Here is a 19,917-nt window from a genome sequence, read left to right on the forward strand (position 1 = left end):
CCCCACCACGGGGGCCGCTCGCATGCTTTTGCCATCCTGGCTCGCCTGCCAGCCTCGACGAGGAGGAAGCATGCTCACCAAGAAACGCGGCCGCAGCAGGATGTTCGCCGGCGGCGCCGTCCTTGCGCTGATCGCCGCATTCCTGCCCGGCACCGCCTGGGCCGACACGGTCGTCACGTCCAACCAGACCGGCTACAACAACGGATATTACTACTCGTTCTGGACCGCCGGCGGCGGCTCGGTCTCCATGACGCTCGGTTCCGGCGGGAACTACCGGACGAACTGGAGCAACGTCAACAACTTCGTCGCCGGCAAGGGCTGGGGCAACGGCAGCCGGCGGACGGTGAACTACTCCGGCAGCTTCAACCCCTCCGGCAACAGCTACCTGTCGCTCTACGGCTGGACGTCCAACCCGCTCGTCGAGTACTACATCGTCGACAACTGGGGCAGCTGGCGCCCGACCGGGACGTACAAGGGCACCGTGACCAGCGACGGCGGTACGTACGACATCTACGAGACGACCCGCTACAACGCGCCGTCCGTCGAGGGCAACAAGACGTTCAACCAGTACTGGAGCGTCCGGCAGCAGCGGCGGACCGGCGGCAGCATCACCACCGGCAACCACTTCGACGCGTGGGCCCGCGCCGGCATGCCGATGGGCAGCTTCAACTACTACATGATCCTCGCGACCGAGGGCTACCAGAGCAGCGGCAACTCGAACATCAACGTGGGGTGACCATGCGTCGGCTGAGCACTTTCCTGGCCACGGCGGCCATCGCCGTGGCGAGTACGATCGCCGTGGGCGCGCCGGCGCAGGCCGCCGCGTGCGGCGGGTACGTCGGCCTGACCTTCGACGACGGGCCGTCGAACGCCCACACCCCGGCCATCCTGAACGCGTTGCGGCAGAACGGGTTGCGGGCCACGATGTTCAACGAGGGCCAGTACGCGGCCGCGTACCCGGCCCAGGTCCGCGCCGAGGTGAGCGCGGGGATGTGGGTGGGCAACCACAGTTACACGCACCCGCACCTGACCCAGCAGAGCCAGGCACAGGTGGACTCGGAGATTTCCCGGACCCAGCAGGCGATCGCGGCCGCCGGCGGTGGCACGCCGCGGCTGTTCCGCCCGCCGTACGGGGAAACGAACGCGACGGTCCAGGCGGTCGAGGCCAAGTACGGCCTGCGCCAGATCATCTGGGACGTCGACTCGGGTGACTGGAACAACGCGAGCGTGGACGCGATCGTCGCGGCCAACGCCCGGCTCACGAACGGCCAGGTCATCCTGATGCACGAGTGGCCGGCCAACACGCTGTCGGCCATCCCGCGCATCGCGCAGACACTGGCGAGCCGCGGCCTCTGCGCCGGGATGATCTCGCCGCAGACGGGGCGGGCGGTCGCCCCGGGCTGAGGCGGGCGGTGGCGCGGCGGTTGCACCCCGCCGCGCCACCTCCTACTCGACGTACCACTCCACGCGGACCGAGTCCGCGGCGGGCGGCCGGATCCGCACGCACGCCCGGTGGGTCACCAGCAGTCCGGTGACCCGGCAGAAGCGCGGTTCCCCGTCGATTTCCGGCGCGGGGGTGAAGTTCCGGGCCAGCAGGTGGTCCTGCCACACTTCGGCGGCGTGGGCGCCGCGGGATTCCACGACCCGCCAGCAGCCGCCGGAACCGCAGGCGATGTCCTTGGTGTTGCGCAGCTGCGCCGGAGCGGGCAGGACGCCTTCGTCGCCGGGCGCCTGCTGCCAGCCCTCGACCAGCACGCCGCCGGTGACGACGAACCCGGCGAGCACCAGCAGCAACGGCCCGCGCCGGCGGGCGCCGGCCGCGCAGACCACCGCCGCCACCGTCGTGTGCAGCCAGTAGACCTCGATCGCCGCCGGGACCCACGGTCCGACGAGGCCCAGTTCGCGTGGCAGGACGAACCACGCCAGCAGCCCGAGCAGGACCAGCCCGGTGGCCACCCCGACGCGGTCCGGCCGCGCGGCCGTGCTCCAGACGAGGATCGGGAGCAGGCCGAACACCCCGGCGAACGGGTCGTTCCGCGCGAACACCGCGATAGCGATCGCCGCCACCACGAATGCGCCGCGCCACCAATGGGTTTTCACTTGCTCCGCGGTCAGCACCCCGACAGTGTGCCCGGTGTGACGGCCGCGAGTGCCGGTCTGTTGTGGATGTTTCGTGGAGATTCCGTGGCCTCCAATTCCGGAATGGCCGGGAATGGGAGTCGGCGATGATTTCGGTAGGAGTTTTCCCGGGGTGGCGCTGGTCGCGAAGGCAAGCGGGCGGTTAACTCGGACATTTCACCGCCGCGGCGACGGCCGGTCGGCTCGCGTTCCCGCAGCGTTCACTTCGCGCGCCCGCCGCCTTCATTTGCGGTGCCTAAGTTTCTCCGCGTGGACGCACCCTTGGCAGTGAGAGCCCGCGGGATCACCAAGTGCTTCGGAGACGTCGTCGCCCTCGACGGCATCGACTTCGACGTGGCCCCGGGGCGGATCCACGGCCTGGCCGGCCCGAACGGCGCCGGCAAGACGACGCTGCTCGGCCTGCTGCTGAGCCTGGCCGTCGCCGACGAAGGGCGGCTGGAAATCCTCGGGACGCCCGTCGGCCGGGCGCTCGCCGCGGCCGCCGGGGTCGCCGGGTTCGTGGACGGGCCCGGGCTCTACCCGTCGCTCACGGCGCGGCAGAACCTCGCCGCACTGGCCAGGCTGGGCGGCCACCGCGTCGGCACCGTCCTGGAGGAGGTGGGGCTCGCCGACGTCGCCGACGACCGGGTGCGCGGGTTCTCCCTCGGCATGCGCCAGCGGCTCGGCCTCGCGGCGGCGCTGCTCACCGCACCGCGGCTGCTGGTGCTCGACGAGCCGGCCAACGGCCTGGACCCGGCGGGCAAGAAGCACGTCCACGGGGTGCTGGAGCGCCTGGCGGCGGACGGCACGGCGGTGGTGCTGTCCAGCCACCGGATGGACGACCTCGAGGCGCTGTGCGCGGAGGTGACCATCTTGTCGACCGGCCGCGTGGTCTTCACCGGCCCGCTCGCGAAGCTCTCGGCGGAGAACGGCGAGCTGGAGTACCGCCTCCGCACCTCGGATCCGGCCGCCGCCCGCCGGGTGATCGCGGACACGCGCGGAATCCGGCCGGTCGAGGCCCCGCGCGAGGCCGATGGGGTGGCGGTGGTGCGCGCGCTCGTGCCCGCGCTGGACGAACTGGTCCTGCGGCTGGGCCGGGACGGAATCGCGGTCCGCGAGCTGGCCCCGGTGGTGTCGCCGCTGGAAGCGGCGTTCCTCGCACTGACCGAGGAGGGCGGCCGATGACCGCGCTCGCCCGCTCTTCCCGCAGTGGAACGGGCTTTGCCGCCGAGGTTTCGATGACCGCGCTTGCCTGGGCTTGCGGCGGTGGAAAGGGCTTTGCCGCCGAGGCTTCGATGACCGCGCTTGCCTGGGCTTGCGGCGGTGGAAAGGGCTTTGCCGCCGAGGCTTCGATGACCGCGCTTGCCTGGGCTTCCGGCGGTGGAAAGGGCTTTGCCGCCGAGGCCTCGATGACCGCCCTCGCTCGCCCTCTCCGCCGCGAAGCCGCCTCGCCGCTTCTCCCCGCCCAGCCGCAGGAGGCCCTCCGATGACCGCGACCCTCACCGCCGCTCCGGCGCGGCCCGTGCCGCTCGCGCGGGCCTACCGGTTCGAGCTCGTCAAGCTCTTCGCCGCCTGGCGCATCCGGCTGCTCGTGCTCGCCTGCTGGCTGGCTCCGGCCGTCTTCGTGGCCGCCGTCAGCGAACAGAGCTCGCTGCCCGTCGACACGCTCTTCGGCCGCTGGATGAACGCCACCGGGTGGGCCGGGCCGCTCGTCATGCTCGGCTTCGCCGGGACCTACGCCCTGCCGCTGCTCACCTCCGTCGTCGCCGGGGACGTGTTCGCCGCCGAAGACCGGCTCGGGACCTGGCGGCACCTGCTGGTCGCCGTCCGGTCCGCGAGCCGGCTCTTCGCCGCGAAAGCGCTGGCCAGCCTCACCGTCCTCGTCGTGCTCGTCGCCGGGATGGCCGTCTCCGGCACCGTCGGCGGCCTCCTCACCGCCGGGAACCGGGCCCTCGTCGGCTTCGACGGGCACCTGCTCACCCCGGGCGACGCCGCCGGGCGCGTCCTGCTCGCCTGGGTGAGCGTGCTCGCCCCGACCCTCGCGCTGGCCGCGATCGGGCTGCTCGGGTCCGTCCTCTGGGGACGGTCGCCGATGGGGCTGCTCCTGCCCGCCGTCGTCGCCCTCGCGATGGCGCTCGCCCAGCTGCTGCCGCTGCCCGTCGCCGTCCGCCTGGCCCTGCCCAGCTACGCCTTCATCGCGTGGAACGGCCTGTTCACCGACCCCGCGCAGCTCGGGCCGCTGCTCATCGCGACCGGTGTCAGCCTGGCGTGGGCGGTGGCCGCGACGGCGCTGGCGTACCGGCTGTTCGTCCGCCGCGACTTCACCAACGCCGCCCACGAGGGCTCGGGGCGCCGGGCGCTCGCCGTGCTGCCCCTGGCCGCCCTCTTCGCCGTCACCGCCGGGATCATCGCCGCGGCGACGCCCGCGCTGGGCTCCGGGATCACCCAGGAGAAGGTGCAGCAGTCGGTCGCCACGGCGTTCGCGCACCTCTACCGCCTGCAGGCCGGGCAGCTGCACCGTCCCGACGTCACCGAAGCGCAGCTGGCGGCCACGGCCGCCTGCACCAAGGGCGACGGCCTCGTCGAATCCGCCGGGCCCGGCAACGACTGGCGCTGCGTCGTCTCCTGGCACCTGCCCGGCGTCGCGGCCACCGGGACCGCGATCTACCAGCTGGACGTCACCGCGGACGGGCGGTACGTCGCCGACGGCGACGGGCCGAAGGAGGTCAACGGCTACTTCCAGGTGCGGACCCCTGACGGGGACCAGCCCAACCCGCTCTGGCAGTTCGACGCCAACGTCGAGCTGCTTCCCACCACGAAGGGATAACCGATGCAGGTAACCCGCCGCAGGCGGCAGACCAGGAAGGGCGGAACCGGCCGCCGGTTCCGGTTCGCGACAGCGGGGTCGATCACGCTCGCGCTGGTCGCCGCCGGCACCGGCGTCGGCGTCGCGTCCACGCGGCAGTTCGGCGAGGACCAGGTCGGCCAGGTCACCGACCAGGGCCAGGTCGTCGCCGCCGACCAGTACCTCGACCCGATCGGCGACCGGCTGGTCGTCGACAACGGCAAGATCATGGCGTCCTCGGTCAGCCCCGACGGCAGTCACCTGGCCGCCCTGACCACCGACGGCGGGATCGCGCTCACCGTCGTCGACCTGAAGAGCTGGAAGGTGCAGCAGCTCGTCGGCAACTCGGCGACGGCGAACCTGCGCATCACCGGCAACGACGTCGGCCAGGAAGGCCCGTCGTACTCGCCGGACGGCAAAACCCTGTGGCTGGCCCAGACCGACGGCTACACCAAGTTCACGGTGAACCCGGACGGCAGCGTGGCGGCCCCGGTGCCGGTCAAGATCCCGGCGGACGGCGCGAAGCACGCGCTGGTGGCCCAGGCCGTCTTCTCGGCCGACGGGTCCACTGTGTACTCCGCGGTCAACGGCCAGAACCGGGTGGTCGCACTCGACGCGGCGACCGGGGCGATCAAGCAGAGCTGGGCCGTCGGCAACGCGCCGCGCGACCTGGTCCGCGTGGGCAGCAAGCTGTACGTCAGCAACGAAGGCGGGCGCCCGGCGCGGCCCGGCGAACCGACGCTGAACTCCTACAACACCCAGGTGCCGGCCAGCCGGTTCACCGGCGCCACCACGAGCGGCACGGTCAGCGTGATCGACCTGGCGAACGCGGGCGCCGCACCGAAGAGCATCGACGTCGGCCTGCACCCGACCGCCGTGTACGCCAAGGACGGCGCGCTGTTCGTCACGAACACCGCGAGCAACACGGTTTCGGTCGTCGACACCGGCCGCGACCAGGTCGTCCAGACCATCGCGACCCAGCCGTGGCCGGAAGCGACGGTCGGGTACGAGCCGGACGGCGTCACCCTCACCGCCGACGGCCACCTGCTGGTGACGCTCGGGCGCGCCAACGCCGTCGCTGTCTACCGCTACCACCGGGCGCAGGAGCCGGTGAGCTACGTCGGCCTGCTGCCGACGGACTACTTCCCGACGGCGATCGCCACCGTGGGCCCGGACGTATTGGTCTCCAACACCCGCGGGATCGACGCCCGCCGCCCGACCACCGCGGCCGGGCACGGCACCCACGACACGACGTCCAGCCTGCAGAAGTTCCGGCTGCCGCCCGACCCGGCGATCCGCGGGTACACGGCGAAGGTGTTCCGGCAGAACGGCTGGACACCCGGTTCGGTCCAGGTGGCCCACGACAACGGCCACCGCAACCCGGTGCCGGTCCCGGCGCGGCTCGGCGACCCGTCCACGATCAAGCATGTCTTCCTGCTGGTGAAGGAAAACCGCACCTACGACCAGGTGTTCGGCGACGACGCCCGCGGCAACGGCGACCCGTCGGTGACGCAGTTCGGCGAGAACGTCACGCCGAACCAGCACGCCCTCGAGCGGCAGTTCGGCCTGTACGACAACACCTACGACATCGGCACGAACTCCGCCGAAGGCCACAACTGGCTGATGCAGGCCGACAACCCGGAGTACACCGAGTCGTCGGCGGGGGAGTACCTGCGCAGCTACGACACCGAGGACGACGCGCTCGGCCACCAGAGCTCCGGGTTCCTCTGGACCGGGGCGCAGGCGGCCGGGAAGTCGGTGCGGGACTTCGGTGAGTTCCAGCAGTTCCTGACCAAGCCGGCCGGGGCGAGCTGGCAGAACCTGTACTGCGACGCCAGGAACATGGCCGCCACCGGCGAGCCGACGGCGTACCCGCTGGTGTCGTCGTCGCCGATCCCGTCGCTCAACGACGTTTCGGTGCCGGGCTTCCCGAAGTTCGACACGTCGGTGCCGGACGTCTACCGCTACCAGATCTGGAAGGACGACTTCGAAAAGCACGGGCCGGCCAACCTGAACATGTTCTGGCTGTCCAGCGACCACACCGGCGGCCCGCCGAACGCGGCCGCCCAGGTCGCCGACAACGACCTCGCGGTCGGCCGGATCGTCGACACGATCTCGCACAGCCCGTACTGGAAGGACTCGGCGATCTTCGTCGTCGAGGACGACTCGCAGGCCGGGCTGGACCACGTCGACGGCCACCGGGCGCCGGTGCAGATCATCAGCCCGTACGCCCGCCACGGCGTCGTCGACAGCCACTACTACTCGCAGATCACGATGATCCGGACGATCGAGCAGATCCTCGGGGTCAAGCCGATGAACCAGAAGGACAGCGCGGCGACGCCGATGAGCGCGGCGTTCCAGCAGAAGCCCGACTTCACGCCGTTCACCGCGCTGCCGAACCGGACGTCCCTGACGGACGGCCTGAAGACCCCGCCGTCCTGCGGCCCCGACACCCCGGCGGCGGCGAACCCGGCCGCGGCCCCGGTGCCGTCGTCGGCGGTGCCGTCGGACAAGCAGCCCGTGGCGGCGCAGTGGCAGGAGTGGACGACGCACCAGCGCCTCACCGGTCCGGACGCCGTCGCCGACTACGCCAACCCCGCGCAGATGAACCACTTCACGTGGTACCAGACGCACGGGTGGCGGCTGCCCTACCCGGGGGAGAACCAGGTGTACGCCCCGGAGCAGGTGCCGGGCGCGTTCCTCCCGTCCGCGGAATCGGACGGCTGACCGGGTCACCGGGAGGCTCCCGCGCGGGGCCTCCCGGTGCCCACCGGCTGCTGCTCAGCGGGCCGGCCGCAGGTGCTCGGCGCGCCAGTGGCGGCCCCGCCGCGGCTCCCGCCAGTGGCGGCCCCGCAACGGGCGGGCCGGGCCGCGGGCCGCGTCGAACGCCGGCCGGTGCGCCGCGAACGCGTCGGCCGTGAGGCCCATCAGCACCGGGTAGCGGACCTCGCCGCGGCGCAGCTCGGTGTCGCGGGGGCGGCCCTCCTCGCGGAAGCCCAGCTCGCCGTGCAGCGCCAGCGACGCGAAGTTGCTGCCGTTGATGCTGACCTCGCATTTGCGGTACCGCCGCAGCTCGAACATGAACGCCAGCAGGACCGTGACGGCGTCGGCGGCGTACCCGCAGCGGCGGTACTGCGGCCCGATCCCGATCCCGTAGCTGAAGTGGCCGGTGGCCGGGTCGGCCTGGATCCAGATCGACCCGACGAGCGTCCGGTTGTGCAGGGTCTCGATCGCGAAGTGGAAGTCGTCGCCCGCCGTGTCGCGGTGCGTCGCCCAGTGGCGGTAGCCGCCGATTTGCCGGTCGGAGGCGCGGTCGAACCCGATCAGGGTGCGCCGGTCCGCCGGGCGGACCTCCCGCAACCGCACTTTCCACCCCGCCCAGCTCATCGGCAGTGATGGTACAGCCCGGTCACCAGTGGCACGGGGTGGTCAGGTCGTCGAGCCGCCCGAACCGTTCGTCCTCACGACCGCCTTGACGAACACCGGGTTGACCTTCGCGGAACCGGCTGTCACAACGTCGGCCCCACCGGTGTCTCGAGGGCGTTCCCCCTCCGACGACACAGTGAGGACGAAGCCATGGACACCCGCCTCGACCTGTTCACCACCGACACCGGCGCCCGGCTGGCCAAGCGGCTCGCGAGCCTCGGGCAGGTCATCGACCGGTCGCCGCTGCCGGCGCGGACCCGGGAGCTGGTCAGCCTGCGGGCCAGCCAGATCAACGGGTGCGGCTGGTGCCTCGACATGCACGCCAAGGAGGCCGCCGCGGCCGGCGAGTCGGCCGTCCGGCTCGCGCTCGTCGCCGCCTGGCGGGAGTCGACCGTGTTCAGCGAGGCCGAGCGGGCCGGGCTCGCGCTGGCCGAGGAGGGCACCCGGCTCGCCGACGCCGCCGGAGGCGTCTCCGACGAGACCTGGGCCCGCGTGCGCGAGCACTACGACGACGAGCAGGTCGCCGCGCTGGTCGCGCTGGTCGCCCTGATCAACGCGGCCAACCGGCTCGCCGTGATCGTGCACCAGAAGGGCGGTTCCTACGAGGCCGGGATGTTCGCCGCCATGGCCGACCGCGGCTGAGCCCGCCCGATCAGCGCGGCGAGGACCGTGCCGAGCACGCCCCGCCGATGCGCCCGGCCACGTCCTCGCCGAGCAGGCTGCCGAACACGGCCACCCCGGACGCGGCGCCGATCGACCGGGCGAAGGTGACCACCGTGCTGGCCGCCCCGAGGTCGGCCGACGGCACCGCGTTCTGCGCCGGTGACGGCGAAGTACCCGATCAGCGCGAGTTGCGCGGTCGGGAGTCATCGGGTGGCCGGGACGGTGATGGTCTTGTACTCGGTGTAGGTGCCGAGCCCGACGGCGCCGTACTCGCGCCCGAGGCCGCTGGCCTTGAACCCGCCGAAGGGGCCGTCGAAGCCGATCGGCGCGCCGTTGATCGTCACGGTGCCGGTCCGCACGCGGCGCGCGACGGCGAGCGCGTGCGCCGGGTCCGCCGACCACACCCCGCCGGACAGGCCGTATTCGGAGTCATTGGCGATGCGGACGGCGTCGTCCTCGTCGTCGTAGGCGATGACGACCAGGACCGGGCCGAAGATCTCCTCCTGCGCGATGCGCATCGCGTTGTCGACGTCGGCGAAGAGCGTCGGCGTGACGTAGTTGCCGGCTTCCAGCCCGGCCGGCACTTCCGGCCCGCCGGTGACGAGCCGCGCGCCCTCTTCGATGCCGGTGCGGATGTAGCCGCGGACGCGCTCCTGCTGGTCGCGGCGGATCATCGGGCCGATGAACGTGCCGTCGTCGGCCGGGTCGCCGACGCCCAGGGACTCGATCAGGTCCTTCAGGCCGGCGACCACCTCTTCGTAGCGGCTGCGCGGCGCGAGGACGCGGGTCTGCGCGATGCACGACTCGGCGTTGTTGAGCAGGGAACCGAACTTCAGGCCCTGGACCGCCGCGCCCAAGTCGGCGTCGGGGAGGATGATCGCGGCCGACTTGCCGCCGAGTTCGAGGCTGACGCGCTTGAGCTGCTCCCCGGCCAGTGCCGCGATGCGGCGCCCGGCGCGGGTGGACCCGGTGAAGGCGATCTTGTCGACGTCGGCGTGCTTGACCAGGTACTCGCTGGTCTCGCGGTCGGCGGGCAGGACGCTGATGACGCCTTCGGGCAGGCCGGCGTCGGCGAGCAGTTCGGCGAGGAGGTTCATGCTCAGCGTGTTCTCGGGCGAAACCTTGAGGACGACGGTGTTGCCGGCGAGCAGCGCGGGGACGATCTTGGCCGACGCCGAGGAGAACGGCGAGTTCCACGGGATGATCGCGGCGACCACGCCGATCGCCTCGCGGCGCACGACGGACCGGAACGGCGCGGCGGGGTCCACCGGTTCGAGGGTCTCTTCCCAGCCGAACTCCTCGGCCGCCTTGAGGTAGGCGTCGACCTGCCGGGTCAGGCTCGGCTGGCCGGCCTTGGTGAACCAGAGGGCGGACCCGTTCTCGGCGGAGATGAGGGCCGCGATCTCGTCGGCGCGCTTTTCGCGCAGCGCGGCCAGCTTCCGGACGACGGCGATCCGCTCGGCGGGCGGAGTGTGTGGCCACGGACCGTCGTCGAAGGCCTGGCGCGCGGCGGCGACGGCCCGGTCGACGTCTGCGGGCAGCGCCTGCACGGCGCGGCCGATGACCGCGTTGTCGTGCGGGGAGCGGATGTCCAGCAGCTCGGGACTGCTCGGGCCCGTCCACGTGCCGCCGATGAACAGTTCTTCGTAGGTGATCACTGGGTGCCTCCCGATGAGTATCTGCCACATCAAAGTAGCACTTACAACGGTCAATGAGCGCACCTGTGAGTCACTGCACAGGGGCGGTAGTTCCCGGGAATGTCTCAGTGCTGTGGCGGTATGGTGGGGGAGTGAGAGCCGACGCCGCGCGCAACCTCGAACTGCTGCTGACCACGGGCGCCCGCATGCTCGCCGAAGACCCGGCCACGAGCATCGCGGCGATCGCGGCGGAAGCGGGGGTGGACCGGCGCACGGTGTACCGCCGGTTCACCGGCCGCGAGGAGCTGCTGGCGGCCGTCTACCAGGCCCGCCTGGCCGCGATCGAAGCGGCGATCGAGGCGGCCCGCCTGCGGGAGGCGCCGGTGCCGGTGGCCCTGCACCGGTACGTCGAGGGCATCGTCGGGGTCAACCGCACCTGGCCGGCCGAGATCAGCAGGATGCGCTCGGACCCGGAGATCTGGGCCCGCCGCCTGCGGGCGGTCGAGGAGGTGGACCGGTTCCTCCGGCGGGCCACGGACGAGGGCTTCCTGCGGCCGGACCTGCCCGCCCGCTGGCCGGGCAACGTGCTCGGCTCCCTGGTGCACCTGTCCACGCGGGAACTCCCGGACCTGAGCGACGCCCAGGCGGCCGACGTCATCGTCGACACGTTCCTGCGCGCCTTCGGCAAAGCCGAAGCTCCCTAGCGGCCGGCGCTCACGACCGGCTGCGGCCGATCGACGGCCCCGGGCCCAGGCGCCGGGCCCAGGCGCCGGGCTAGGCGCGCTGGTGCTCGCCCGGGGCGTTGGTGCCGGTGTCGGAACCCGAGAGCTGCCGCGCGGTGTTGACCAGCCCGACCATGCTGAACGCCTGGGGCGTGTTGCCCACCTGGCGGCCCGCCTCGGTGTCGTACTCCTCCGCCAGCAGCCCGACGTCGTTGCGCAGCCCCAGCAGCTGCTCGAACAGCCCGCGCGCTTCGGCCGTGCGACCGGTCGCGTGGAGGGCGTCGGCGAGCCAGAAGCTGCACGCCAGGAAGCTGCCTTCGCCGCCGGGCAGCCCGTCGACGCCGCCGTCGGCGTCGGCGTCGTAGCGCCGGACGAACCCGTCGTGGGCCAGCTCCGCCCGGACCGCGTCCACCGTGCCGCGGACCCGGGGGTCCTCGGCGGGCAGGAAGCCGACGCGGGGGATGAGCAGCAGCGCCGCGTCGAGGCCGCGGGAACCGTAGAACTGGGTGAACGTGGCGCGGTCGGCGTCGTACCCGTGGGCGCAGACGTCCTGGTGGATCTTCTCGCGCAGGGCCCGCCAGTCCGCGACCGGCCCGTCGAGGCCGTGGGCCTGCACCGTGTGCACCGCGCGGTCGACGCCGGCCCAGGCCATCACCTTGGAGTGCACGAAGTGCCGGCGCGACCCGCGGACCTCCCACAGGCTGTTGTCCGGCTGGTCCCAGTGGCTTTCGAGGAAGTCGAGCAGCCCGCGCTGCAGGTCCCAAGCCGGGTGGAACGTCGGGAGCCCGGCTTCGCGGACCAGGTGCAGCCCGTCGAGGACCTCGCCCCAGACGTCGAGCTGGAACTGGCCGGCCGCGGCGTTGCCGACCCGGACCGGCGTGGAGCCTTCGTAGCCGGACAGCCAGTCGAGCGTCGATTCCGCCAGCCGCCGGGTGCCGTCCAGGCCGTACATGATCTGCAGGTCGGCGGGGTCGCCCGCGACGGCGCGGACGAGCCATTCGCGCCACGCCTTGGCTTCCTCGTGGTAGCCGGTGCCGATCAGGGCCTGCAGCGTGAAGGTCGAGTCGCGCAGCCAGCAGTAGCGGTAGTCCCAGTTGCGCGGCCCACCGAGCTGTTCCGGCAGGGACGTCGTCGCCGCGGCGACGATCCCGCCGGTCGGGGCGTGGGTGAGGGCCTTGAGGGTGATCAGGGCGCGCCGGACCGCCGGCGGCCACTGCCCGTCGTAGCGGCACCGGCCGATCCAGTCCGCCCAGAAGCGTTCCGTGTCGGCCAGCGCGGTTTCGGCGTCGGCGAACCGCGGGCGCGGCCGGTAGGAGGCGCTGTGGGTGAGGACGAACGGGACGCGCTCCCCGGCGGAGACGGTGAACTCGGCGTGCGTGGCCAGGTCTTCGCCGTGCAGCGGCACCGGGGTGCGGACCCGGATCGCGTCGGGACCGGCGATCGCCACGAACTCGCCGTCCTCGTTCCGCACCCACGGGATGACGGAGCCGTAGTCGAGCCGCAGCCGCAGCAGCATGCGCATCGGCACCCGCCCGGACACGCCCTCGACGATCCGGACGACGTCGGCGGCTTCCCCGCGCGGGGGCATGAAGTCCAGGATGCGGACCGTGCCGTCCGGGGTGTCCCACTCGGTCGACATGATGAGCGAATCACCGCGGTACGAGCGCCGGGTCGCGGGGCCGCCGCTCGCCGGCGCGAGCCGCCAGGTGCCGGCGTGCTCGTCGGCCAGCAGCGCGGCGAAGCAGGCCGGGGAGTCGAAGCGCGGCAGGCAGAGCCAGTCGATCGCGCCCTCGCGCGACAGCAGGGCGGCCGTGTGCAGGTCACCCAGCAGGGCGTAGTCCTCGATCAGGGCCATCTCAGTGCGCCCCTTCGAGGTCGATGACGACCTTGACGTCGTCGTCGGAGGCTTCGGAGGCTTCGGAGGCTTTGAAGGCGTCGGCGGCCCTGGCCAGGGGCACCCGCCGGGTGACGAGTCCGCCCAGCCAGTCCAGGTCCGCGCGGCCGAGCGCGTCGGCGGCGGCCCGGTAGTGGCGGAGGTTGGCGTTCACCGACCCGATGACGGCGTTGTTCTCCAGGACGATCTCGCGGTTGATGGTCCCGGCGTCCACGGTGAGGTTCCGGCCGGTGGGGGAGACGCCGGTGAGGCAGACGATCCCGTACGGGCCGGTGCCCGCCATCGCGTCGAACACCAGCGAGCCGACGCCGGTGGCCTCCAGGACGATGTCGGGTTCGAGCGCGGACAGCACCTTGTCGGCCGGGTCGTGGTGGTAGGTCGCGCCGAGCGCCTCGACCAGCCGGGGCTTGGGCCCGTCGGTGACGCGGTCGAGCACGTGGACGTCGAGACCGCGCTGCACGCCCAGCAACGCGCCGAGCAGCCCGATCGGGCCCGCGCCGGTCACCAGCACCCGCCGCGGCTCGAACCAGGCGCGTTCCCCCACCCGCTGGATCTGCTCCCAGGCCTTCGCGACCACCGTCGTGGGTTCCATCAGCACGCCGACGTCCCGCAGGCGCGGATCGAGACGGACCGCGTAGTCCGCCTCGACGGTCCACAGTTCGCTGCCGTAGCCGTCGAGCTGCTTGATGCCGCGCTCGGTGTAGCGGCCGTTGCGGCACATGTCGAACTCCCCGGCCGCGCACGCGCCGCACGGCACGGGGTCGGGGCGCCGGACGACCCCGACGACGAGGTCGCCCTCGGCGAAGTCCCCGGCGGCGGCGAGCACCTGCCCGAGTGATTCGTGGCCCAGCACCAGGCGGTCCCGGCCGGGCGGCGCCCAGCCGTATTCGCCGCGGGCGATCTCCTTGTCCGTGCCGCACACGCCGAGGGCGAGACCCCGCACGAGCAGTTCGCCCTGCGCCGGCCGCGGATCGGGGACCGTGTCGACCCGCAGGGACCCCTGCTGTTCCGGCACGACGGTCAGTGCTCGCATTGCTCCGCTCCTTCCCACGACGCGACGGCGTGGCCGTCGGACCGCTCGCCCAGGATTAGACGCTCTTGCGTTCGGCAAAACATGCATGCGCGCAAGAAGACCGGGCAAATCCGGCGATCGGGTGCGGAACGGCCGGGCGAGGCCGGGAGCGCGGCCCCGCCCGGTGCGGTTCAGCCCGCGGCGACGATGCGCCACCGCTGGTTGGCGCTGCTGCTGTCCCCGTACTGGGCGAGGTCGGCTCCGCTGCCGGTGCGGCCCATGCCGTCGAGGTACTCCCCGGTGGCGCCGTTGCGGATGCGGACGTTGTTCGCGTCCGTCACCACCGACCACTGCTGGTTGGCGCTGCCGCTCCCGGCGTACTGACCCACCGCGGCGCCGCTGGTGGTCCGGCCGGCGCCGTCGAGGTACAGGCCGGTGGCGCGGTTCCTGATGCGCACCCGGTTGCCGGAGTTCTCGATGACCCACTGCTGGTCGAACCGGGCGGGGTCGCCGCTCGCCTGGCCGGCCGCGGAGCCGCCGGCGGTGCGCCCCAGGCCGTCGACGCAGAGACCGGTGGCGGCGTTGACGATCCGCACGTAGGTGCCGCCCCCGGTGCCGAGGCCCCACGCGTACCGCAGCCGGGTCAGCCCGCTGGGGTTCGACAGCGTGAGCCGGATGCCGTCCCCGGTCCCGGCCTTGGTCGTCAGGCTGTACCAGTCGCCGTCGCGCAGGCCCGGCCAGTACACGCTGCCGGCGCCGAGGCTGCGCAGTTTCGCGCTGACGCCCCGGATGTAGTCGGCGAAGAACGACCCGCTCGGGACGCTGTAGTCGATGGTGTCGTAGTGCACGCCGTTCTTGCTGCCGGGGGACATCGGCCCGCCCCACTCGGTGACGACGGTCCGGTCGGCGTACCCGCCGATGTAGCCGCCGAGGTGGTCGGCCCACTCGGTTTCGCTTTCGTAGCCCGCGAAGAAGGAGTAGTCGTGGGCGGCCAGCAGCGTCCCGTCGAGCCGCCGGTCACCGCCGACCGCGGGGACGTTCTGGGCGTACCCGGTGCCGTCGAGGATCACCCGGCCGCGCGGCACCCCGGGGTAGCGCGCCAGCCAGGCGGTGTAGAAGTCGTTCAGGGCGCCCGCGCTGTAGGCGTACGGCTCGTTGATGACTTCGAAGTAGGCGTTCGGGTTGCTGCCGTACTTGGCGACGATCGTGTCCCACATCTGCTGGAAGCGGGCCGTGTCCGGCGGCTTCCCGCCGGTGTAGGCCCAGTACGCCAGGATGACCTTGCCCTTGGCGAGCGCGGTGTCGATCGCCCCGGTGTAGGTACCCCAGTAACCGGAGACGGTCGGTTCGTTGACCGGCATCCGGACGGTGTCGGCGCCGGTGATCGAGTACAGCTGGCCCACGACCTGGTTCGCCGTCGTGGCGGCCGAGGCGTAGGTGTCCGAGGCGCCGAGCCCGGACACGTAGAGCACGCCGTTGACGAAGTTGTCCCGCGGGTCGGCCCAGTTGACGCCCTTGAACGCGGCGGTGGACGCCTGGGCCTGCGGCGGGACGGCGCTCAGCAGGCCGGCCGCGAGCGTGGCCAGCGCCACCAGCCGGAACGCTTTCGCCAGCGTCCTGCGGAACACGGAGTGGGTCGGTCTCATCGGTTCGTTCCTTCCCGGATCCCTGCGCAGCTTGGACACACTGGTAACACCCTCGCGGGGGAACCGGCCAGGGTTCCGAAGCGAAACGCTCAGGATCGGTCAGGAAAGAACACGTGCCGCATTGAACAGAAGGGTTCTGTTCAATGCGGCACGTGTTCCCGCGGTCAGCCGAAGTTCACGTCACTGCACCACATGTACGTCTGGTCCTGGTGCGAAGCCTGCCAGATCGTGAAGATGACGTGGTGGCCCCGGTAGGCGCCGGACGTCTGGACGGTGAAGTTGATGTCCTTCGCCGGGGCGTAGCGGCCGGTCTGCGTGACCTGGTCGAGGTTGCCCCAGCCGAGGCGCTGGGTGGTGGGGTCGTAGCCGTTCTTGCTGACGTAGACCCGGATGAAGTCGGCGCCGTGGCTGGCCTGGTCGTACAGGTGCATCGAGAACGTGCTGCCGATGCTGGTGGCCCGCCACGCGCCCGGCGTGTTCAGGGAGTTGTTGCGCGCCAGGCCGTTGCTGCACAGCTGCCCGTCGGGCGTCGCGCCCTGGAAGTTGCCGTGCAGCCCGTCCCGCAGGGCGCTCATCCAGTTCCACATGGTGTCGGCGTTGGCCTGGAAAGCCTGGTAGCACATGGGATCCTGCTGCTGCATGGCCGGGTTCGTGTGCTGGCTGCCCCAGTCCCGCCAGCACTGGTAGGCCCGGGTGGCGGGGTCGACGATGGTCCCGTGCGCCGAGGCGGTGGGGACGCCGGCGAACAGGCAGGCCAGCCCGGCGGCGACGAGGGCGACGAGCCCCCGCCGACCGGCGCCGGAGAAGGTGCGCTTGCGCATGGATGAGCCTCCGTTCTCGGAATGAACGAGCGGTGGTGGTTCATGTGGGAGCGCTCCCAGGATGTCCGCAGCCTATCCCCGATCCGGACAAACTTCAACCAATCACCGGAAAGGTTTTGTGGTTATTCCCCGTCGTCCGCGTGAAACGGTTCCGGTTTCGAAAAGAACGGATTTCCCGCCGAAACTTTCGTTTTCCGGCCGGTCAGCCGCGGTCGTGGAGGGTGATCCGGTAGCCGTCGGGGTCGGCGAAGGTGAACGTCCGGCCGAAGGGACCGTCGATCGGCGCGGAAACGATGGGGTGACCGTCGGCGGCCAGCGCGTCGTGGATGGCCTGGACGTCCGTGGCGTGCAGCCAGATGGCGGCCCCGATGCCGGGCTGGGGTGCGGAAGCGAGGTCGGTGCCGGGAACGACGTCCCGCAGGGCGAACGCGATCGGCTTCGTCTCGAAGACGACGGCGTGCGGCGGTCCGGCCGGTGCGCGGACGAGACCGAGGTACTGCTCGTAGAACGCCTGCGACGCGGCGAGGTCACTCGCTTGGAGGGAGATGAAGTCGGGGCCGGTGACGGGCACGGTGGAGCTCCTTTCGTGTCAGGTTCCTGACACGCCCACCGTATGTCAGGATCCTGACATGAGTCAAGCCGGCGACGGCTCGTCCGCCCGCCCGGTCCGGGCGGCCCGCTCCCGGTAACCACCGGCCTGCACGCCGAACAACCCCGTCGCCGGAAAGGGTGACGCCGGTGGTCTCGCCGCCGAAGAAGATCCGGCTCGGCATCGTGTCGTAGCCCTGCGGGAGGGACGCCACGAGCAGGGTCCGCGCGATCGCCTGACGGCTCGGGCGGGTCTCGGCGCGGGAACCCTTTCCGCCCAGGGGTTCCCGCGCCGGAGCGCTCAACCCTTGGCGCTCAGCTCGAGCAGCCGGCCGGTGAGGTCGAGCTGGCCCTCGATGCTGTCGGTCAGGTACGCCAGGTCCACGAACGTGTGGTCCGGCGCCACCAGTTCGACGATCCGGTTGACCGACTCGGCGATCTCCTCCGCCTTGGTGCCGGGGGCGGCGTTCACGCGCAGGGCGACGCCGAGTGCCTGCGGGTCGCGGCCGGCGCGCTCGGCGTCGGCGCGGAGCTTGGCCAAGGTCGAGGTGAGCACGTCCGCGGGGAACTGTTCGGGCACCGACCACACCGGGAGCCAGCCGTCGGCCCGCTCGGCGACGCGGCGCAGTGACCGCTCGCTGAAGCCCGCCAGGTGGATCGGCGGCTTGCGCACCGGCTTCAGGCCCACGTGGGACTCCGCGACGGTGTAGCCGACGCCCTCGTGGGCCACGGTGTCCTCGGACCACCACTTCTCGAGCAGGTCCAGCAGGTCGTCGAGCCGCTTGCCGCGCTCGGCCATCGGCACGCCGACGGCGTCGTACTCGTCCGGCGACCAGCCGATGCCCAGCCCGGGGAGGAGCCGGCCGTTGCTGGCGACGTCGATGCTGGTCAGCAGCCTGGCGAAGTTCGCGGGCTGGTACTGGGTCGCGTTGATGGTGCTGGAGCCGAGCACCGCGGTCTCGGTCACGGCGGCGGCGATGGCCAGCGCGGTGAACGGGTCCTGCGCCGTGTGGAACTCCTCGGGCATGGTCTCGTAGCCCGGGTACGACACGACCGGGGCGACCGGCGACAGCAACCGGTCGCCGACCCAGAGACCGGCCGCGCCGGCCCGTTCCGCTTCGCGCGCGTACCGCGCGATCCCGCCCGGTGTGGCTGCCGCTTTGCCGAAGACCGGAAGGGTGAACCCGAGTGGCATTGCTTCTCCCCTGAAAAGTGAACGGACGCGATCGGTCCTGTTGCCACTTCTACCGCGATCCGGTTGCTTGGGCAAGCAATCCCGGGTCCTGTTCCCGGGACGCCGGATGCCCTATGCTGGGGGCAACGGTCAAGCCGACGGCCGGAACGGTTTTTCCCCTGCGCTCGGGGCATCAGTTGTCGCGCGGCCTGTTCCGCGGTTCCACTTCAGCGTTGTACCTAGGGTGTGGCCGACGAAAGCAGGCCACCATGACCACCTCTCCCTCCACGCTGCCCGCGGTCGAGTCGCCGGACATGCTCCGCCTCGCCACCCACCGGCCCGAGCCGGGCACCGCCGTCGTCGAAGTCGCCGGGGAGCTGGACCTCGCCACCGCCCCGCGGTTGCGCGAACTGCTCGTCGCCCAGACCACCAACGCCCTCACCCACCTGGTGATCGACCTGCGCGGCGTGCAGTTCCTCAGCGCGACGGGCCTGGCGGCGGTCGAGCACGGCTACCTGCTCGCCCTCGAGCGCGGCATCGCCTGCACCGTCCGGGTCGACCCCGGCAGCCGGGCGCTGCGCGTCATCCGCCTGCTGCCGCAGCGCTTCGCCGAGGCGATCGAAGCGGCCTGACGCGGGAGGCGAACGGGGCTCCATCCGACGCACCGAACGATCGCGAGCCGCGAATGGTCGAGCAGTCCCGTCTCCCGCCCGGCGCCGCCTCCCGCGAGGCCTGGGCTTCCCTGATGGAGGAGGCGGGCAACCGGCAGACGGTCGCGGGCCTGTGGCCGAACCGCCACTACCGGCGCGAATTCGAGCGCAGGGCGGCGGTCGAAGACGCCTTGGCGGGGTCGTGACGGCGGGGAAACCGGAGCCGCTGGTGGTGACCCTGGCGGTCGACGAGCGGGCCCAGACCGCCTGGAACGCCCTGCGCCGCCGGTGGTTCCCGCCGGAGCGGCTGCACGTCGACGCCCACTTGACGCTGTTCCACGCGCTCCCGGGCGAGCACCTGGCGGCGATCCTCACCGGCAGCGCGGAAGTGGCGGGCGGCACGGCGCCGTTCGAGCTGACGGTGGCCGGCGTGCGGTCACTCGGCCGCGGCGTCGCGCTCGACGTCGTGTCGCCGGCGCTGGTGCGGCTGCACGCGGCCTTGCGGACGCGCTGGTCGTCGTGGCTGACGGCGCAGGACGCCCAGCCGCTGAAGCCGCACGTGACGGTCCAGAACAAGGTCGCTCCCGAGACGGCGGCGGAGACCCTCCGGCAGGTGCGGCGCGATCCGGGGCCACCGACGGCGACCGCGACCGGCCTGACCGTCTGGCGGTACGTCGGCGGCCCGTGGGAGTTCGCGGCCGCGGTCCCCTTCGCCGGATGA

The 19,917-nt window shown here is 72.0% G+C and carries 21 protein-coding genes; 11 read left to right on the forward strand and 10 right to left on the reverse strand.

Annotation, left to right across the window (positions count from 1 at the left end; all coding sequences use genetic code 11):
• Positions 1-70 precede the first annotated feature (70 nt).
• Together ACLJOU_RS31095 and ACLJOU_RS31100 are read left to right on the forward strand one after the other, a co-directional pair.
• A complete protein-coding gene (locus ACLJOU_RS31095; RefSeq protein WP_410572294.1) occupies positions 71-736 on the forward strand; it encodes a glycoside hydrolase family 11 protein in 666 nt (221 codons plus the stop codon).
• A gap of 2 nt (positions 737-738) precedes the next feature.
• A complete protein-coding gene (locus tag ACLJOU_RS31100) occupies positions 739-1,404 on the forward strand; it encodes a polysaccharide deacetylase family protein (protein WP_410572296.1) in 666 nt (221 codons plus the stop codon).
• Positions 1,405-1,446: 42 nt separating this feature from the next.
• Here the strand turns inward: ACLJOU_RS31100 and ACLJOU_RS31105 are convergent, their stop codons facing one another.
• Entirely contained in the window at positions 1,447-2,067 is a 621-nt protein-coding gene (locus ACLJOU_RS31105; RefSeq protein WP_410572298.1) for a hypothetical protein, read from the reverse strand.
• A gap of 339 nt (positions 2,068-2,406) precedes the next feature.
• On the opposite strand from ACLJOU_RS31105, the gene ACLJOU_RS31110 reads away from it, so the two are divergent.
• The 4 genes from ACLJOU_RS31110 to ACLJOU_RS31125 are packed head-to-tail and all read left to right on the forward strand — an operon-like array spanning position 2,407 to position 7,690.
• Positions 2,407-3,303 (forward strand): ATP-binding cassette domain-containing protein, encoded by an 897-nt coding sequence (locus ACLJOU_RS31110; protein ID WP_410572502.1) that lies wholly within the window; start codon positions 2,407-2,409, stop codon positions 3,301-3,303.
• Entirely contained in the window at positions 3,300-3,608 is a 309-nt protein-coding gene (locus ACLJOU_RS31115; RefSeq protein WP_410572299.1) for a hypothetical protein, read from the forward strand. Before ACLJOU_RS31110 ends, ACLJOU_RS31115 begins: the two co-directional genes overlap by 4 nt.
• Positions 3,605-4,945 (forward strand): ABC transporter permease, encoded by a 1,341-nt coding sequence (locus ACLJOU_RS31120; RefSeq protein WP_410572301.1) that lies wholly within the window; start codon positions 3,605-3,607, stop codon positions 4,943-4,945. The genes ACLJOU_RS31115 and ACLJOU_RS31120 overlap by 4 nt, the downstream gene beginning before the upstream one ends.
• A 3-nt stretch (positions 4,946-4,948) precedes the next feature.
• Complete coding sequence (locus ACLJOU_RS31125; RefSeq protein ID WP_410572303.1) at positions 4,949-7,690, forward strand: alkaline phosphatase family protein; 2,742 nt, start codon at positions 4,949-4,951, stop codon at positions 7,688-7,690.
• Positions 7,691-7,744: 54 nt separating this feature from the next.
• On the opposite strand, the gene ACLJOU_RS31130 is transcribed toward ACLJOU_RS31125, so the two are convergent.
• On the reverse strand, positions 7,745-8,350 hold the full coding sequence (locus ACLJOU_RS31130) for a GNAT family N-acetyltransferase (RefSeq protein WP_410572305.1): 606 nt from the start codon (positions 8,348-8,350) through the stop codon (positions 7,745-7,747).
• Between the two features lie 189 nt (positions 8,351-8,539).
• Between ACLJOU_RS31130 and ACLJOU_RS31135 the strand changes: the two genes are divergently transcribed.
• Entirely contained in the window at positions 8,540-9,031 is a 492-nt protein-coding gene (locus tag ACLJOU_RS31135; RefSeq protein ID WP_410572307.1) for a carboxymuconolactone decarboxylase family protein, read from the forward strand.
• A 10-nt stretch (positions 9,032-9,041) separates the two neighbouring features.
• Here the strand turns inward: ACLJOU_RS31135 and ACLJOU_RS31140 are convergent, their stop codons facing one another.
• Positions 9,042-9,197: a hypothetical protein gene (locus tag ACLJOU_RS31140; protein WP_410572309.1), complete on the reverse strand. Its 156-nt coding sequence runs from the start codon at positions 9,195-9,197 to the stop codon at positions 9,042-9,044.
• A gap of 58 nt (positions 9,198-9,255) precedes the next feature.
• The gene (locus tag ACLJOU_RS31145) at positions 9,256-10,710 is read right to left on the reverse strand and encodes an aldehyde dehydrogenase (protein WP_410572311.1); all 1,455 of its coding nucleotides are present in this window, start codon (positions 10,708-10,710) and stop codon (positions 9,256-9,258) included.
• Between the two features lie 131 nt (positions 10,711-10,841).
• Here ACLJOU_RS31145 and ACLJOU_RS31150 point away from each other — a divergent pair, with 131 nt between their 5' ends.
• Positions 10,842-11,393, forward strand: coding sequence for a TetR/AcrR family transcriptional regulator (locus tag ACLJOU_RS31150; protein WP_410572313.1), 552 nt, complete (start codon positions 10,842-10,844; stop codon positions 11,391-11,393).
• Between the two features lie 70 nt (positions 11,394-11,463).
• Here the strand turns inward: ACLJOU_RS31150 and ACLJOU_RS31155 are convergent, their stop codons facing one another.
• The 6 genes from ACLJOU_RS31155 to ACLJOU_RS31180 form a co-directional block, all read right to left on the reverse strand.
• Entirely contained in the window at positions 11,464-13,266 is a 1,803-nt protein-coding gene (locus ACLJOU_RS31155; protein ID WP_410572315.1) for a glycoside hydrolase family 15 protein, read from the reverse strand.
• 1 nt (position 13,267) lies between these two features.
• Positions 13,268-14,338 (reverse strand): glucose 1-dehydrogenase, encoded by a 1,071-nt coding sequence (locus ACLJOU_RS31160; RefSeq protein ID WP_410572316.1) that lies wholly within the window; start codon positions 14,336-14,338, stop codon positions 13,268-13,270.
• A gap of 170 nt (positions 14,339-14,508) precedes the next feature.
• The gene (locus ACLJOU_RS31165) at positions 14,509-15,963 is read right to left on the reverse strand and encodes an RICIN domain-containing protein (protein WP_410572318.1); all 1,455 of its coding nucleotides are present in this window, start codon (positions 15,961-15,963) and stop codon (positions 14,509-14,511) included.
• 164 nt (positions 15,964-16,127) lie between these two features.
• Positions 16,128-16,784 (reverse strand): lytic polysaccharide monooxygenase, encoded by a 657-nt coding sequence (locus ACLJOU_RS31170; RefSeq protein WP_410572319.1) that lies wholly within the window; start codon positions 16,782-16,784, stop codon positions 16,128-16,130.
• Positions 16,785-16,986: 202 nt separating this feature from the next.
• Positions 16,987-17,355 carry a VOC family protein gene (locus ACLJOU_RS31175; RefSeq protein ID WP_410572321.1) on the reverse strand — a complete coding sequence of 123 codons (369 nt, stop codon included), beginning with the start codon at positions 17,353-17,355 and terminating at the stop codon, positions 16,987-16,989.
• Positions 17,356-17,673: 318 nt separating this feature from the next.
• Complete coding sequence (locus tag ACLJOU_RS31180; RefSeq protein WP_410572323.1) at positions 17,674-18,567, reverse strand: TIGR03619 family F420-dependent LLM class oxidoreductase; 894 nt, start codon at positions 18,565-18,567, stop codon at positions 17,674-17,676.
• Positions 18,568-18,815: 248 nt separating this feature from the next.
• Here ACLJOU_RS31180 and ACLJOU_RS31185 point away from each other — a divergent pair, with 248 nt between their 5' ends.
• From ACLJOU_RS31185 to ACLJOU_RS31195, 3 genes are read left to right on the forward strand one after another with little or no spacing between them, the layout of a single operon-like run.
• Positions 18,816-19,178 carry an STAS domain-containing protein gene (locus tag ACLJOU_RS31185; protein ID WP_410572324.1) on the forward strand — a complete coding sequence of 121 codons (363 nt, stop codon included), beginning with the start codon at positions 18,816-18,818 and terminating at the stop codon, positions 19,176-19,178.
• Between the two features lie 53 nt (positions 19,179-19,231).
• Positions 19,232-19,402, forward strand: a complete 171-nt coding sequence (locus ACLJOU_RS31190; RefSeq protein ID WP_410572325.1) for a hypothetical protein — start codon at positions 19,232-19,234, stop codon at positions 19,400-19,402.
• On the forward strand, positions 19,399-19,917 hold the full coding sequence (locus ACLJOU_RS31195; protein WP_410572326.1) for a 2'-5' RNA ligase family protein: 519 nt from the start codon (positions 19,399-19,401) through the stop codon (positions 19,915-19,917). The genes ACLJOU_RS31190 and ACLJOU_RS31195 overlap by 4 nt, the downstream gene beginning before the upstream one ends.

The sequence above is a fragment of the Amycolatopsis sp. cmx-4-61 genome (assembly GCF_046548775.1).
Taxonomy (GTDB): domain Bacteria; phylum Actinomycetota; class Actinomycetes; order Mycobacteriales; family Pseudonocardiaceae; genus Amycolatopsis.

Bases quoted from the DNA above. Each gene is read 5' to 3' on its own strand.
- ACLJOU_RS31170 (WP_410572319.1), bottom strand. From the start codon at position 16,784: ATGCGCAAGCGCACCTTCTCCGGCGCCGGTCGGCGGGGGCTCGTCGCC.
- ACLJOU_RS31155 (WP_410572315.1), bottom strand. From the start codon at position 13,266: ATGGCCCTGATCGAGGACTACGCCCTGCTGGGTGACCTGCACACGGCC.
- ACLJOU_RS31185 (WP_410572324.1), top strand. From the start codon at position 18,816: ATGACCACCTCTCCCTCCACGCTGCCCGCGGTCGAGTCGCCGGACATG.
- ACLJOU_RS31130 (WP_410572305.1), bottom strand. From the start codon at position 8,350: ATGAGCTGGGCGGGGTGGAAAGTGCGGTTGCGGGAGGTCCGCCCGGCG.
- ACLJOU_RS31190 (WP_410572325.1), top strand. From the start codon at position 19,232: ATGGTCGAGCAGTCCCGTCTCCCGCCCGGCGCCGCCTCCCGCGAGGCC.
- ACLJOU_RS31115 (WP_410572299.1), top strand. From the start codon at position 3,300: ATGACCGCGCTCGCCCGCTCTTCCCGCAGTGGAACGGGCTTTGCCGCC.
- ACLJOU_RS31095 (WP_410572294.1), top strand. From the start codon at position 71: ATGCTCACCAAGAAACGCGGCCGCAGCAGGATGTTCGCCGGCGGCGCC.
- ACLJOU_RS31160 (WP_410572316.1), bottom strand. From the start codon at position 14,338: ATGCGAGCACTGACCGTCGTGCCGGAACAGCAGGGGTCCCTGCGGGTC.
- ACLJOU_RS31120 (WP_410572301.1), top strand. From the start codon at position 3,605: ATGACCGCGACCCTCACCGCCGCTCCGGCGCGGCCCGTGCCGCTCGCG.
- ACLJOU_RS31180 (WP_410572323.1), bottom strand. From the start codon at position 18,567: ATGCCACTCGGGTTCACCCTTCCGGTCTTCGGCAAAGCGGCAGCCACA.
- ACLJOU_RS31100 (WP_410572296.1), top strand. From the start codon at position 739: ATGCGTCGGCTGAGCACTTTCCTGGCCACGGCGGCCATCGCCGTGGCG.
- ACLJOU_RS31165 (WP_410572318.1), bottom strand. From the start codon at position 15,963: ATGAGACCGACCCACTCCGTGTTCCGCAGGACGCTGGCGAAAGCGTTC.
- ACLJOU_RS31125 (WP_410572303.1), top strand. From the start codon at position 4,949: ATGCAGGTAACCCGCCGCAGGCGGCAGACCAGGAAGGGCGGAACCGGC.
- ACLJOU_RS31135 (WP_410572307.1), top strand. From the start codon at position 8,540: ATGGACACCCGCCTCGACCTGTTCACCACCGACACCGGCGCCCGGCTG.